The sequence below is a fragment of the Escherichia sp. E1130 genome, from assembly GCF_005781065.1.
Lineage (GTDB): Bacteria > Pseudomonadota > Gammaproteobacteria > Enterobacterales > Enterobacteriaceae > Escherichia.
The window spans coordinates 313,026-326,151 of record NZ_VATL01000015.1 but is presented as its reverse complement, the minus strand read 5'-3'; the positions used below and the strand labels follow the sequence as shown (position 1 = coordinate 326,151).

Here is a 13,126-nt window from a genome sequence, read left to right as displayed (position 1 = left end):
ATATGAAAAGAAAAAGGCTGACGATTTCTCGTCAGCCTTTACTGTATTTGGTGGCCCCTGCTGGACTTGAACCAGCGACCAAGCGATTATGAGTCGCCTGCTCTAACCACTGAGCTAAGGGGCCATGGTAGCGGATTATAAAGTAACTCCGTGTCGCAATCCAGCCATTACCGCGCGCCTGCTGTTTTTATAAACAATGTGTTTTCAATTCGTTATACTTTCCCCAGGTTGTGTTGTTCAGGGGTTAATATGGTTGAAGATATTATTGCACCAGGGTTGCGCGTGGTGTTTTGCGGCATCAATCCGGGGCTTTCATCTGCGGATACTGGCTTTCCTTTTGCTCATCCGGCGAACCGTTTCTGGAAGGTGATTTATCAGGCCGGGTTTACTGACAGACAGTTGAAGCCGCAGGAGGCACAGCATCTGCTGGATTATCGTTGTGGCGTCACCAAACTGGTAGACCGTCCAACAGTGCAAGCCAATGAAGTTTCAAAGCAGGAGCTGCACGCAGGCGGGCGTAAGTTGATTGAAAAAATTGAAGATTATCAGCCTCAGGCGTTGGCGATTTTGGGCAAACAGGCCTATGAGCAGGGATTCAGCCAGCGTGGCGCACAGTGGGGGAAACAAACGCTCACTATTGGTTCGACGCAGATCTGGGTACTGCCAAATCCCAGCGGTTTAAGTCGAGTTTCTCTGGAAGAGCTGGTGGAGGCGTATCGGGAACTGGATCAGGCACTGGTGGTGCGGGGCTTGTGAAGTACAGTGTAACGAAGTTATGAGCGGGCCAGGCACCGCTCCTCACCGCTACTGGCTTATTCTTCCGCCAAACGGTCTCTGACTACCATAAGCGCAAATCCCAGCAGATTTTTCCCCTTCCAGTGAGATGGCACACCGGCATGGGGATGATCTTTTGCAAGGCCAATCCCCCAGATTTTATCCACCGGGCTGGCTTCAACCAGAATGCGAGGCTGCGTATTCAGCAGGAATGTTTTTAATGCCGAATGTTGGCTAAATTTATGGTAGTTCCCTTCGCAGACCAGATCAAAGCAGCAAGCTTGCCAGCGTTGCTCGTCAAAGTTTGTCACCTGTCGTCCCAGCTTTTTGGCTTCTGCCGGAGTCGCCGCCGCCAGAATTCTGGCAAGTGTTTTACTGTCATTAAACAGCCGCGCTTTTCCCGCCATCATCCAGTGTTCTGCGGTGGCATAGGTTATACCATCATAGGTAAAAGGCGAACCCTGCCACCATTGGCTAAAGCAAGAGGCGGTAACGTGATTCGCGGCAGGTTGATGGCCCCAGAACCACAGGTATTTCACTTTTTTCCCGGCATCGAGAGCGGAAATAAGGGCGGGGAGAGAGTAGTATCCTTGCTGCATTGCCAGATTTCCTTAAAAAAAAGCCCTCACGATGGAGGGCTTATGCACATCTTTACAATTAATCGTCCAGGAAGCTACGCAGTACTTCAGAACGGCTCGGGTGACGCAGTTTACGCAGCGCCTTCGCTTCGATCTGACGGATACGTTCGCGGGTAACGTCGAACTGTTTACCCACTTCTTCCAGCGTATGGTCGGTGTTCATGTCGATACCAAAACGCATACGCAGAACTTTCGCTTCACGCGCGGTCAGGCCAGCCAGCACGTCGTGTGTTGCCGCACGCAGGCTTTCGGTGGTCGCAGAATCCAGCGGTAGCTCGAGGGTGGTATCCTCGATGAAATCCCCCAGATGCGAATCTTCATCATCACCGATCGGCGTTTCCATGGAGATTGGCTCTTTGGCGATCTTCAGCACTTTGCGGATCTTATCTTCCGGCATCAGCATACGTTCAGCCAGTTCTTCCGGCGTCGGCTCGCGGCCCATCTCTTGCAGCATCTGGCGAGAAATACGGTTGAGCTTGTTGATAGTCTCAATCATATGCACCGGAATACGAATGGTGCGCGCCTGATCCGCGATAGAGCGGGTGATCGCCTGACGGATCCACCAGGTTGCGTAGGTGGAGAACTTGTAACCACGGCGGTATTCGAACTTATCAACCGCTTTCATCAGGCCGATGTTACCTTCCTGAATCAGGTCAAGGAACTGCAAACCACGGTTGGTGTATTTCTTGGCGATAGAAATAACCAGACGTAAGTTTGCTTCAACCATCTCTTTCTTCGCACGGCGGGCTTTCGCTTCACCGATGGACATGCGACGGTTGATATCTTTAACCTGCTCGATGGTCAGGCCGGTTTCTTCTTCAATCTGTTGCAGTTTCTGCAGGGCGCGATGTACTTCTTCAGAGACATCGTGCAGTTTTTCCGACCACGGCTTGTTCATCGCAATTGCCGCATTGAACCAGGTATCGCTGGTTTCATTGCCGGTAAACAGGGTGATGAAGTTTTTCTTCGGCATTTTGCACTGCTCAACGCAGAGCTTCATGATCAGACGTTCTTGCGTACGAACGCGGTCCATCATGACGCGCATGCTGTTGACCAGGTAGTCAAACTGCTTCGGCACCAGGCGGAACTGTTTGAACACTTCAGACAGTTTCAGGATCTCTTCCTGAGCGGCTGCATGGCTACGGCCTTTCGCTTTGATGGTGTCACGCGTTACAACGTACTGAGCGCGCAGTTCCGCAAATTTTTCACGAGCCAGTTCCGGGTCGATGCTGTTGTCATCGTCGGCGGTATCGTCGTCACCATCTTCTTCGTCTTCATCTTCGTCATCGTCCAGATCTTCCTGGGAAAGCTCAGAGCCGACGTGAGTGGCGGTTGGTGCCAGATCTTCTTCTGCGTTCGGGTCAACAAAGCCGGTGATCAGATCGGACAGACGCGCTTCTTCTGCTTCCACACGATCGTACTGTTCCAGCAGATAGGTGATCGCTTCCGGGTATTCAGCAACGGAGCATTGAACCTGGTTGATCCCGTCTTCAATACGTTTAGCGATGTCAATTTCGCCTTCGCGGGTCAACAGTTCAACGGTGCCCATTTCACGCATGTACATGCGTACCGGGTCAGTCGTGCGCCCGATTTCAGATTCCACGCTGGAAAGCACCTGCGCGGCGGCTTCGGCAGCATCTTCGTCCGCGGTGTTTTCAGCCAGCATCAGATCATCGGCATCCGGTGCTTCTTCCATCACCTGAATGCCCATGTCGTTGATCATTTGGATGATGTCTTCGATCTGATCTGAATCGACGATATCTTCCGGCAGATGGTCATTGACCTCGGCATAGGTCAGATAGCCTTGCTCCTTACCACGGGTGACAAGAAGTTTCAGCTGTGACTGCGGGTTTTGCTCCATAAGACGGTATCCACACTTATTTCATGAGGTTGGTGTTGGGCGATTGACCCGATGTCCTTCAGGTGTTAACGCTGAAATCCAACGGCTGTTTACCGCCAACGATAATTACGAGGGCGTACTTATATATTTGCCGCTGCCTCTCAGTGCGGCTGTCGGGGGCTTCCCGATCGCTATTCGGCACTTAAGCCGTTAAATCACTTTTTCGCCAGTTCCTGGTTCAATGTCCAGAGTTCCAGGCGTTCTTCGTTGCTTAAACCATGCGTGCGCTCACGAGCGATTAACTCTTCTTGACGCAGTTCAAGCAGCGAATCAAACATATGGTTGAGTGAGTCGGTGAAGGTTTGCTCAGCAATATTCTTATCTGCTATATCGTCCCACATCGACAGTTTTTCAAGGGTGGCAGCATTATTTGTACCACGATAGTGCTCTAAAAGTTGCCCGGTGGTCAGACCTGGCTGAGAGAGACAAGTGTTGACCAGTTCTCTGAATAAGCCAAGTCCAGGGAGCTTATTTTCATCCAGATTCTCAAGCGGCGGGACCAACGTCGCTAATTCTGGATTTTGCACCAGCAACCCTATAAGTATACGCATGGTCGTGCGTTTTAGCTGCGGAACAGGACGAGAAACGCCGCTCTCTGCCGCTTTTGGCATTAATCGTTCAAGCTGGCTGTCATCAAGTATGCCTAACTTATTGCCTAATTCCTGACGAAGATATATTCGCAGCGTTTCGCCCGGCACCTGCGATATCAATGGCAGTGCCAGCGTACTCAAACGCGCGCGCCCGTCTGGGGTGCTCAGATCAACTTGCGGCATCAGGCTGTTAAAGAGAAATGCGGAGAGCGGCATCGCCTGCTCCATCCGCGCTTCAAACGCCTCTTTACCTTCTTTGCGCACCAGCGTGTCAGGGTCCTCGCCATCAGGCAAAAACATAAAACGTAGCTGACGACCGTCTGTCATGTAAGGCAGCGCCGTTTCCAGCGCTCGCCAGGCGGCATCGCGACCTGCGCGGTCGCCGTCATAACAGCAAATGACATTGTTGGTTGCGCGGAACAACAGCTGTATGTGATCGGCAGTGGTTGACGTACCCAGCGACGCAACGGCGTAATTAATGCCGTATTGCGCCAGCGCAACTACGTCCATATAGCCTTCGACCACAAGCAGACGATTGGGTTCAGCGTTATCCTGCTGCGCTTCATAAAGACCGTAAAGCTGGCGGCCTTTATGGAAAATATCAGTTTCCGGCGAGTTCAGGTATTTGGGGGTATCGTTGCCCAGCACGCGCCCGCCAAACCCAATCACCCGACCGCGTTTATCGCGAATGGGGAACATCACCCGCTCGCGGAAACGATCGTAACTGCGACCCTGATCGTTAGTGACCAACATACCCGCATCAATCAATGACTGACGATTTTCTGGATTGCCACCAAACCGTTTCAGGACGTTGTCCCAGCCGGGGGGCGCAAAACCAATCGCAAAGCGGGCGATAACCTCGTGGCTTAATCCGCGTTTTTCCAGATACTGGCGCGCAGACGTGGCAACAGGTTGCTGTAAAGATTGTTGGTAAAACGTATTCAGACCGTCCATCAACTGATAAAGCGTTTGCCGTTGATGGCGCTCGATCTGGCTGGGGCCGCTGCCTGCTTCAAATGGCACTTCAAGATTGTGCATTGCCGCCAGCTCTTCGACCGTTTCGACGAATTCGAGCTTGTCGTAGTTCATCAGGAAGTCGATCGCGTTGCCGTGCGCGCCACATCCAAAGCAGTGGTAAAACTGTTTCTCACCGTTAACGGTGAATGACGGGGTTTTCTCGTTGTGGAATGGACAACACGCGTGGAAATTCTTGCCCTGCTTTTTCAGCTTCACACGGGCATCGATCAGATCGACGATGTCGGTGCGTGCCAGCAGATCATTAATGAATACGCGTGGGATTCGTCCAGCCATAGGCCCCGATTTTTAGCAATTCATAAACGAAAATAAGCCGCGCATTCCTTTCGGAAGCACGGCCTTACAACTACAACTCGGTCTGATCGGAGAGCAACGCTCTCGGGGAATTAGTACAGACGAGTGCGGCGTGCGTTTTCGCGAGCCAGTTTCTTCGCGTGACGTTTCACTGCAGAAGCTTTAGCGCGCTTACGTTCGGTAGTCGGTTTTTCATAGAACTCACGACGACGAACTTCCGCCAGAACACCTGCTTTTTCACAGGAACGCTTGAAGCGACGCAGAGCTACGTCGAACGGCTCGTTTTCACGTACTTTAATTACCGGCATGTGCCTCTCACCTTTGATTAATTCGGTTTGCCGCTGGCATCAACGCCAGCTTATTTCAAAATGGTGCGGAATTTTACTGCAATTGCTGCTGCTTTGTAAAGCACCGCGGCCTCTTTTGAAAGGGACTTTTATAAGGGTGGGGAGTATACACGAGGCTTTATCCAGGGGCGAACAAAGTTTTACATCAACCCGCATTGGTCCTACACTGCGCGGTAATAAAGCGAGGTAAAACAAGTCATGCGTGTACTGGGTATTGAAACTTCCTGCGATGAAACTGGCATCGCCATTTACGACGATGAAAAAGGTTTGTTAGCCAACCAATTGTATAGTCAGGTGAAATTGCACGCTGACTACGGCGGCGTCGTGCCTGAACTGGCTTCCCGCGATCACGTGCGTAAAACCGTACCGTTGATCCAGGCAGCGCTGAAGGAGTCTGGTTTAACGGCAAAAGACATTGACGCTGTGGCCTATACCGCAGGTCCTGGATTAGTCGGCGCGCTGCTGGTTGGCGCGACCGTGGGGCGTTCTCTGGCGTTTGCCTGGGACGTTCCGGCGATCCCGGTACACCATATGGAAGGACATCTGTTAGCGCCGATGCTGGAAGATAACCCACCGGAATTTCCGTTTGTGGCGCTACTGGTTTCCGGCGGTCATACGCAGTTAATCAGCGTGACTGGCATTGGTCAGTACGAGCTGCTCGGTGAGTCTATCGATGATGCTGCTGGTGAAGCGTTTGATAAAACTGCAAAGCTGCTGGGGCTGGATTATCCTGGCGGGCCGCTGCTGTCGAAAATGGCGGCTCAGGGTACTGCCGGGCGCTTTGTCTTCCCGCGCCCGATGACCGACCGTCCGGGGCTGGATTTCAGCTTCTCTGGCCTGAAAACCTTCGCCGCGAACACGATTCGTGACAACGGCACCGACGACCAGACGCGTGCTGATATCGCCCGCGCCTTTGAAGATGCGGTGGTCGATACGCTGATGATTAAGTGTAAGCGAGCACTGGATCAGACGGGCTTTAAGCGACTGGTAATGGCAGGCGGCGTGAGTGCTAACCGCACGCTGCGGGCGAAACTGGCGGAAATGATGAAAAAACGCCGTGGAGAAGTGTTCTACGCGCGTCCAGAATTTTGTACTGATAACGGCGCGATGATCGCCTATGCCGGAATGGTGCGGTTTAAAGCAGGCGCGACGGCGGATCTCGGCGTTAGCGTGCGCCCGCGCTGGCCGCTGGCGGAGTTACCGGCTGCGTAAAACTATCAGGTGCCGGATAGTCTCTTCCGGCACCTTCCTTTCTTAAAGCAACACAACGGGCATCCACAGCAAGCCGGTAATCACCAGCAACACGAGGAATATCAGCCCAAAAATCGCCCCCAGTCGCCAGTAATCCACCGTTGGCAGATAACCACTACCGTAGTAAATCGGGCTGGGTCCGGTGGCGTATGGCGTAAGAATGCTCCCCAGACCAATTGCCGCGCCAACCATCAGGCAGAACACCGGCAGCGGGATTCCCGGCATCGCCAGCGCGGCGGCAATCATCATCGGTGCGAGGGCGGAGGTATACGCCGTGGCGCTGGCAAAAAAGTAGCGTAGCAGATAAAAGACCACAATCAACGCCACCATCACCATCGTCGGCGAATAACCGTTTAAGCTGCCTGCTAACAGTTTGCCAAACCAGCTAATAAAACCGGTGTTGTTGAGTCCGGTAGCGAGGGTGATAAGCGAAGCCAGCCAGAAGAAAACGTTCCACGCCGCTTTATTACTGACAATATCGTCCCAGCAGATAATGCGCAGAAGCAGCATCAGTGCCACTACGCTGTAACCGACCATCGCGGCATCGATATAATCACCGCCAAAAATCCACAGCACCAGCGCGCCCACCATCAGCCCCAGCATCCGTTTTTCACGCGAACAGAGCGGGCCCATTGCCTGCAGTTCCGTCTCTGCCCAGCGCGGCACCTGATCGCCAGACTTCAATACCGGCGGGTACAGTACGTAAGCCAGCCAGGGAACCAGCAGAACCAGTAAAATACTGAGCGGCAACATCCCGAGGACCCAGTCGCCCCAACTCAGCGTGGCGTGAGATGCGCTTTTCATCAGTCCAATTAACAGCAAGTTTGGTGCCATCGCCGTCAGGAAAATGGCGCTGGTCACGCAGTCGGCAACAATCCCCATCCACATGATGTACGAGCCAATACTGCGCGAACTGCTGTCGTTCGGCTGTGATTGATAGAGCGGCGGCAGGTTACGGATGATGGGATAGATAATCCCCGCACCGCGCGCCGAGTTGGACGGTGTTACAGGTGCCAGGATCAGCTCGGAGAACATCACCGCATAGCCGAGAAACAATGTGCGATGCCCCATCTTTTTCACCAGAATCAGCGCGATGCGACGTCCAAGACCGGTTTTTTCATAGCCAGTGCCAAACATAAAGGCGGCGAAAATCAGCCAGATAACCGAATTAGAAAAACCAGAAACCGCCCAGGAAAGAGATTTGGCGGTGAATTTAAAACCTGGCTGGGCGAGCTGCTCCGGGCTGAACAGCAGCCAGGGAGAGAGAATGGCGATGATGGAGATACCCACCATCGCCACCACGGCACCCGGCACGGGTTCGAGGATCAGCCCAACGATCACGCCAGTAAAAACGGCAAAGTAGAGCCAGGTATGACTCTCCAGCCCTGCGGGAACCGGAATTAGAGCAATAATGGCGATGACCGCCAGCGGCGCAAGGTATCGCCACCATTCAGTGGAAGGTTTCATCGTGTTATGCCTGCGAAAAAGGAGAGGGGGCGAGCCTCTCCGTGAGGGTTATTTGATGTAATGGACGTGCTCGCAGATCTCTTCCACGATGGGCTCGCGGCGTTCGGCGAACAGCTTTTTGTTTTCGGCTATCAGGTTGTTTCCGTGGGTATCTATAGAGACAATCAGCGGGCCGAACTCTTTGACCCGGCAGACCCACAACGACTCCGGCATCCCGAGTTCTGTCCAGTGCACCTCTTCAATTTCTTCCACCTGAGTTGCTGCCAGCACCGCGCAGCCAGCCGGGAAAATCACATGCAGCGCCTTGAATTTCTGACAGCCCTCTTCGGTCAGCGGCCCCATTCCGCCTTTGCCAACCACCAGTTTCACGCCGGTCTGCTCGATAAACTCACGTTCAAAACTTTCCATACGCATACTGGTTGTCGGGCCAACGGACACCATCTCCCATTTGTCGCCGTTTTTGCGCACGATGGGGCCAGCGTGGAAAATCGCTTTGCCGTTGAGATCGTAAGGGATCGGACGTTTCAGTTCGATCAAGCGGCGGTGACAAACGTCACGGCAGGTCACCAGTGTACCGGTCAGGTAGATCACATCGCCGACGCGAATATCTTGCAGATCTTCAGCTTTGATCGGGGTTGTCAGGATCTTTTTCATAACGCGCTCCGGGTGTGAGACAGATTTTCAAAGGTGAGATCGGCATGAACCAGCAGTGTGCCGCGACGATGCGCCCAGCAGCCTGTAGAAACAGCAACGCCGATGGTTGACGGATGGCGGGCGGCAGATTCGATATGTACGCCCATCACTGAACTGTTGCCAGTCAGCCCTTGTGGACCAATCCCCAGACGGTTGAGTCCTTCTTCCAGGCGTACCTCCAGCTCTGCCGCTTTTGGATTAGGATGGCGGCTGCCAATCGGGCGCAAAATGGCTTTACGCGAGAGCACGGCGGCGGTTTCCACTGAGGTGGCGATGCCCACGCCTACCAGTACTGGCGGACAGGCGTTTACAGCGAGAGTAGAGATATTTTCAAAGACGAATTTCACTACGCCTTCGTAGCCTTCCGAAGGCATTAATACTTTCGAGCGACCAGGCAGTGTGCAGCCGCCGCCAGCCATGTAAACTTCGATTTCCGCATCGTCACCGTCGGGAATGATGTCCCAGGTAACCCACGGTACGCCGCTGCCGGTATTTTTGCCGGTGTTCACTTCGTCAAAAATTTCCACCGCGTTGTGGCGCAGTGGCGCTTTGACGGTTGCTTCTTCCACAGCTTGCTTAAGAATGCTTCGCAGCTCGCCAAGCAGCGGGAAACGGGAACCGACTTTAACGAAGAACATAATCTCCCCGGTGTCCTGACAGGCAGGACGATTCAGGTCGATCGCTTTTTGCATGTTGTCGAACATCGTGTGGTAGATGATTTTTCCCATCGACGATGTTTCGGCATCCTTTAGCTGTTTTAGTTTATCCACCACGTCATCAGGCATCCGGGTAGATATCATAGCGGTAAAGTTAGCGACAATATCCGTCAGCTTATTCACTGCCTGTTGCTTATTACTTTCGCTCATCATGGCAACTCCAGTTTCTGTATTTGTCTGGAAAAATTCACCGTCACAAACTACCACTAAAAATGTGGTTTTATATTTTTTGCCGCCGTGAATATGTAATTAACAGTTCGTTAATCAACACGAAAATAAGAACGAATATTGCGCCAGAGCAGGGAATGGCAATGTTTTGCGAAATACACTGCGTTTATCAAAACTGCGGATATTTAACAATGCTAAATAGCTGGCCTTTAGCCAAAGACTTGCAGGTACTGGTGGAAATCGTCCATAGCGGGAGTTTTAGCGCCGCTGCGGCAACGCTTGGGCAAACGCCTGCATTTGTCACCAAGCGGATCCAAATCCTTGAAAATACGCTGGCAACCACACTGCTGAACCGCTCTGCCCGAGGCGTGGCACTGACTGAAAGTGGCCAACGTTGTTACGAACATGCGCTGGAAATCCTCACCCAATATCAGCGACTGGTCGATGACGTCACGCAAATCAAAACGCGCCCGGAGGGGATGATTCGTATTGGTTGCAGCTTTGGCTTTGGGCGCAGTTATATTGCGCCAGCCATTACCGAACTGATGCGCAATTACCCTGAATTACAGGTGCATTTTGAATTGTTCGATCGGCAAATTGATTTAGTGCAGGATAATATTGATCTTGATATTCGTATTAATGATGACATTCCTGATTATTATATCGCGCATCTGTTAACGAAAAATAAAAGAATATTATGCGCCGCACCTGAGTATCTGAAAAAATATTCCCCGCCACAATCATTACAGGAATTAAGTCGCCATGACTGTCTGGTGACTAAAGAGCGTGACATGACCCACGGAATATGGGAGTTAGGGAACGGCCAGGAGAAAAAGTCGGTGAAGGTTAGTGGGCATCTTTCCTCCAACAGCGGCGAGATTGTGCTGCAATGGGCGCTGGAGGGCAAAGGGATTATGCTGCGTTCCGAGTGGGATGTTTTGCCGTTTCTGGAGAGTGGCAAACTGGTGCGAGTATTGCCGGAGTATGCACAAAGCGCCAATATCTGGGCTGTTTACCGGGAGCCGCTCTATCGCAGCATGAAATTACGTGTCTGCGTGGAATTTTTGGCGGCGTGGTGCCAGCAACGGCTGGGTAAACCTGACGAGGGCTATCAGGTTATGTAGGCTCGTCATAAATCACTCGGGATCTTTTTCACGCTTTCTTTTGAATTTCGTCCAGATTTTTGTCTCCTGGTGACGCCACAGACGCTGGATGTTGTCATGATGACGCAGCAGGATCAGGCAAGAGAGCATCGAAACCGGGAAGGTGAATTGAGGCTTGAACCACCAGACATAAAACGGAGCAATCAGCGCGCTGACAATCGCCCCCAGCGACGAATATCCACTCAATAGCACGGTAAGCAGCCAGGTCCCCGCCATCACGCCCGTTAAATCCCAGCCGATCGGAGCAATAGCGCCAAAAGCGGTGGCAACGCCTTTTCCCCCTTTAAAACCGAAGAAAACGGGCCAGATGTGTCCAAGACAGGCGGCAATCGCAATTAATCCCAGCCAAAATGGGCTGACGCCTAATTCATATGCTCCCCAGACAGGCAACATACCTTTTAGAACGTCAAAGATCAGCACTGCTACGGCTGCTCCTTTGCCACCCATGCGTAAAACGTTGGTCGCGCCAGGATTACCGGAGCCGCTGGTTCGCGGGTCGGGCAAGCCACAAAGGCGGCAAACCAGAATGGCACTGGAAATGGAGCCGCAGAGGTACGCGATGAGGATCATTCCAGGCGCGATTGCACTCATAAGCTGTTCCGTTTTGAAAATTCGTGTTCAACGATGAATCTGTGGATAATACGCACATTTCGCCGGAAGTGGTATCCGGTTAGCCAAAAAGCAGGCAGGACGTGATGGATATTGTATTTATAGAGCAACTTTCGGTAATCACCACTATTGGTGTTTACGACTGGGAACAGACCATCGAACAGAAGCTGGTGTTCGATATCGAAATGGCGTGGGATAACCGTAAAGCGGCGAAAAGTGATGATGTGGCGGATTGCCTCAGTTACGCTGACATTGCAGAAACGGTGGTCAGCCACGTCGAAGGGGCGCGTTTTGCACTGGTGGAACGCGTGGCGGAAGAAGTGGCGGAACTGCTGTTAACTCGCTTTAATTCGCCGTGGGTTCGCATCAAACTTAGCAAGCCAGGCGCAGTGGCGCGGGCGGCGAATGTCGGCGTCATCATTGAGCGTGGCAATAATCTGAAAGAAAATAATTAATTTTACAGCTGTTAAACCAAACGGTTATAACCTGGTCATACTGCAGTAGTTCGGACAAGCGGTACATTTTAATAATTTAGGGGTTTATTGATGAGCGATATGCACTCGCTGCTGATAGCGGCAATATTGGGTGTGGTCGAAGGATTGACAGAATTTCTGCCGGTATCCAGCACGGGCCATATGATTATTGTCGGTCACTTGTTGGGGTTTGAGGGCGACACGGCGAAAACCTTTGAAGTCGTGATCCAGTTAGGATCAATTCTGGCGGTAGTAGTGATGTTCTGGCGGCGTCTGTTTGGTCTGATTGGCATTCACTTTGGACGCCCGTTGCAGCACGAAGGAGAAAGCAAAGGTCGTTTAACGCTGATCCACATTTTGCTGGGGATGATCCCAGCGGTGGTGCTGGGACTGTTGTTCCACGACATGATTAAATCATTGTTTAACCCGATAAATGTCATGTATGCGCTGGTTGTCGGCGGTTTGTTGCTGATTGCCGCCGAATGCCTGAAGCCGAAAGAGCCGCGTGCGCCGGGTCTGGATGATATGACCTATCGTCAGGCGTTTATGATTGGCTGCTTCCAGTGTCTGGCTCTGTGGCCGGGATTCTCTCGCTCCGGGGCGACCATTTCAGGTGGGATGCTGATGGGGGTGAGCCGTTACGCGGCTTCTGAGTTCTCGTTCCTGCTGGCGGTGCCGATGATGATGGGCGCAACGGCGCTTGATCTCTACAAAAGCTGGGGCTTCCTGACAACCGGCGATATCCCGATGTTTGCTGTTGGGTTTATCACTGCCTTCGTAGTGGCGCTGATAGCGATTAAAACCTTCCTGCAATTAATTAAGCGGATTTCGTTTATCCCATTCGCCATTTATCGCTTGATTGTGGCGGCTGCGGTGTACGTCGTATTCTTTTGATGTGAAGAATAGTGTCGGATGCCTGGAATTGTCCACGATTGCGTAGGCCGGAGAAGGCGTTTACGCCGCATCCGGCAATCAACGCCTGATGCGACGCTTGCGCGTCTTATCAGG

The 13,126-nt window shown here is 52.4% G+C and carries 13 protein-coding genes and 1 tRNA gene; 5 read left to right on the top strand and 9 right to left on the bottom strand.

Features of this window, described 5'->3' with window-relative positions; translation table 11 throughout:
- Positions 1-48 precede the first annotated feature (48 nt).
- Positions 49-124 (bottom strand) — tRNA-Ile (locus FEK66_RS15205).
- Between the two features lie 125 nt (positions 125-249).
- Between FEK66_RS15205 and mug the strand changes: the two genes are divergently transcribed.
- Positions 250-756: a G/U mismatch-specific DNA glycosylase gene (mug, locus tag FEK66_RS15200; RefSeq protein WP_135495178.1), complete on the top strand. Its 507-nt coding sequence runs from the start codon at positions 250-252 to the stop codon at positions 754-756.
- Positions 757-812: 56 nt separating this feature from the next.
- Here mug and FEK66_RS15195 read toward each other — a convergent pair whose 3' ends face one another.
- From FEK66_RS15195 to rpsU, 4 genes are all read right to left on the bottom strand, one after another.
- A complete protein-coding gene (locus FEK66_RS15195) occupies positions 813-1,373 on the bottom strand; it encodes an NADAR family protein (RefSeq protein WP_135410475.1) in 561 nt (186 codons plus the stop codon).
- A 58-nt stretch (positions 1,374-1,431) separates the two neighbouring features.
- Positions 1,432-3,273: an RNA polymerase sigma factor RpoD gene (gene rpoD, locus FEK66_RS15190; protein WP_064529606.1), complete on the bottom strand. Its 1,842-nt coding sequence runs from the start codon at positions 3,271-3,273 to the stop codon at positions 1,432-1,434.
- Positions 3,274-3,467: 194 nt separating this feature from the next.
- Positions 3,468-5,213 carry a DNA primase gene (gene dnaG, locus FEK66_RS15185; RefSeq protein ID WP_000918827.1) on the bottom strand — a complete coding sequence of 582 codons (1,746 nt, stop codon included), beginning with the start codon at positions 5,211-5,213 and terminating at the stop codon, positions 3,468-3,470.
- A gap of 110 nt (positions 5,214-5,323) precedes the next feature.
- Positions 5,324-5,539 (bottom strand): 30S ribosomal protein S21, encoded by a 216-nt coding sequence (gene rpsU, locus FEK66_RS15180; protein WP_001144069.1) that lies wholly within the window; start codon positions 5,537-5,539, stop codon positions 5,324-5,326.
- Positions 5,540-5,776: 237 nt separating this feature from the next.
- Between rpsU and tsaD the strand changes: the two genes are divergently transcribed.
- Positions 5,777-6,790, top strand: coding sequence for a tRNA (adenosine(37)-N6)-threonylcarbamoyltransferase complex transferase subunit TsaD (gene tsaD, locus FEK66_RS15175; RefSeq protein ID WP_001264352.1), 1,014 nt, complete (start codon positions 5,777-5,779; stop codon positions 6,788-6,790).
- Between the two features lie 42 nt (positions 6,791-6,832).
- Here the strand turns inward: tsaD and ttdT are convergent, their stop codons facing one another.
- From ttdT to ttdA, 3 genes are read right to left on the bottom strand one after another with little or no spacing between them, the layout of a single operon-like run.
- The gene (gene ttdT, locus FEK66_RS15170; RefSeq protein WP_135495177.1) at positions 6,833-8,296 is read right to left on the bottom strand and encodes an L-tartrate/succinate antiporter; all 1,464 of its coding nucleotides are present in this window, start codon (positions 8,294-8,296) and stop codon (positions 6,833-6,835) included.
- 48 nt (positions 8,297-8,344) lie between these two features.
- Entirely contained in the window at positions 8,345-8,950 is a 606-nt protein-coding gene (gene ttdB, locus FEK66_RS15165) for a L(+)-tartrate dehydratase subunit beta (protein WP_021559517.1), read from the bottom strand.
- Entirely contained in the window at positions 8,947-9,858 is a 912-nt protein-coding gene (ttdA, locus tag FEK66_RS15160; protein ID WP_130210438.1) for a L(+)-tartrate dehydratase subunit alpha, read from the bottom strand. The genes ttdB and ttdA overlap by 4 nt, the downstream gene beginning before the upstream one ends.
- Before the next feature lie 206 nt (positions 9,859-10,064).
- On the opposite strand from ttdA, the gene ttdR reads away from it, so the two are divergent.
- Positions 10,065-10,997, top strand: coding sequence for an L-tartrate utilization transcriptional activator TtdR (gene ttdR / locus FEK66_RS15155; RefSeq protein ID WP_130260137.1), 933 nt, complete (start codon positions 10,065-10,067; stop codon positions 10,995-10,997).
- Between the two features lie 12 nt (positions 10,998-11,009).
- Here the strand turns inward: ttdR and plsY are convergent, their stop codons facing one another.
- Entirely contained in the window at positions 11,010-11,627 is a 618-nt protein-coding gene (gene plsY, locus FEK66_RS15150) for a glycerol-3-phosphate 1-O-acyltransferase PlsY (protein WP_130210442.1), read from the bottom strand.
- A 104-nt stretch (positions 11,628-11,731) separates the two neighbouring features.
- Here plsY and folB point away from each other — a divergent pair, with 104 nt between their 5' ends.
- Together folB and bacA are read left to right on the top strand one after the other, a co-directional pair.
- A complete protein-coding gene (gene folB, locus FEK66_RS15145) occupies positions 11,732-12,100 on the top strand; it encodes a bifunctional dihydroneopterin aldolase/7,8-dihydroneopterin epimerase (RefSeq protein ID WP_010347879.1) in 369 nt (122 codons plus the stop codon).
- Positions 12,101-12,190: 90 nt separating this feature from the next.
- Complete coding sequence (gene bacA / locus FEK66_RS15140) at positions 12,191-13,012, top strand: undecaprenyl-diphosphate phosphatase (protein ID WP_135495176.1); 822 nt, start codon at positions 12,191-12,193, stop codon at positions 13,010-13,012.
- Positions 13,013-13,126 lie beyond the last annotated feature (114 nt).

Excerpts from the sequence above, each read along its gene's own strand:
- dnaG (WP_000918827.1), bottom strand. The coding sequence starts at position 5,213 with ATGGCTGGACGAATCCCACGCGTATTCATTAATGATCTGCTGGCACGC.
- FEK66_RS15195 (WP_135410475.1), bottom strand. The coding sequence starts at position 1,373 with ATGCAGCAAGGATACTACTCTCTCCCCGCCCTTATTTCCGCTCTCGAT.
- ttdT (WP_135495177.1), bottom strand. The coding sequence starts at position 8,296 with ATGAAACCTTCCACTGAATGGTGGCGATACCTTGCGCCGCTGGCGGTC.
- ttdB (WP_021559517.1), bottom strand. The coding sequence starts at position 8,950 with ATGAAAAAGATCCTGACAACCCCGATCAAAGCTGAAGATCTGCAAGAT.
- bacA (WP_135495176.1), top strand. The coding sequence starts at position 12,191 with ATGAGCGATATGCACTCGCTGCTGATAGCGGCAATATTGGGTGTGGTC.
- mug (WP_135495178.1), top strand. The coding sequence starts at position 250 with ATGGTTGAAGATATTATTGCACCAGGGTTGCGCGTGGTGTTTTGCGGC.
- rpoD (WP_064529606.1), bottom strand. The coding sequence starts at position 3,273 with ATGGAGCAAAACCCGCAGTCACAGCTGAAACTTCTTGTCACCCGTGGT.
- rpsU (WP_001144069.1), bottom strand. The coding sequence starts at position 5,539 with ATGCCGGTAATTAAAGTACGTGAAAACGAGCCGTTCGACGTAGCTCTG.
- ttdR (WP_130260137.1), top strand. The coding sequence starts at position 10,065 with ATGCTAAATAGCTGGCCTTTAGCCAAAGACTTGCAGGTACTGGTGGAA.
- ttdA (WP_130210438.1), bottom strand. The coding sequence starts at position 9,858 with ATGATGAGCGAAAGTAATAAGCAACAGGCAGTGAATAAGCTGACGGAT.
- plsY (WP_130210442.1), bottom strand. The coding sequence starts at position 11,627 with ATGAGTGCAATCGCGCCTGGAATGATCCTCATCGCGTACCTCTGCGGC.
- folB (WP_010347879.1), top strand. The coding sequence starts at position 11,732 with ATGGATATTGTATTTATAGAGCAACTTTCGGTAATCACCACTATTGGT.
- tsaD (WP_001264352.1), top strand. The coding sequence starts at position 5,777 with ATGCGTGTACTGGGTATTGAAACTTCCTGCGATGAAACTGGCATCGCC.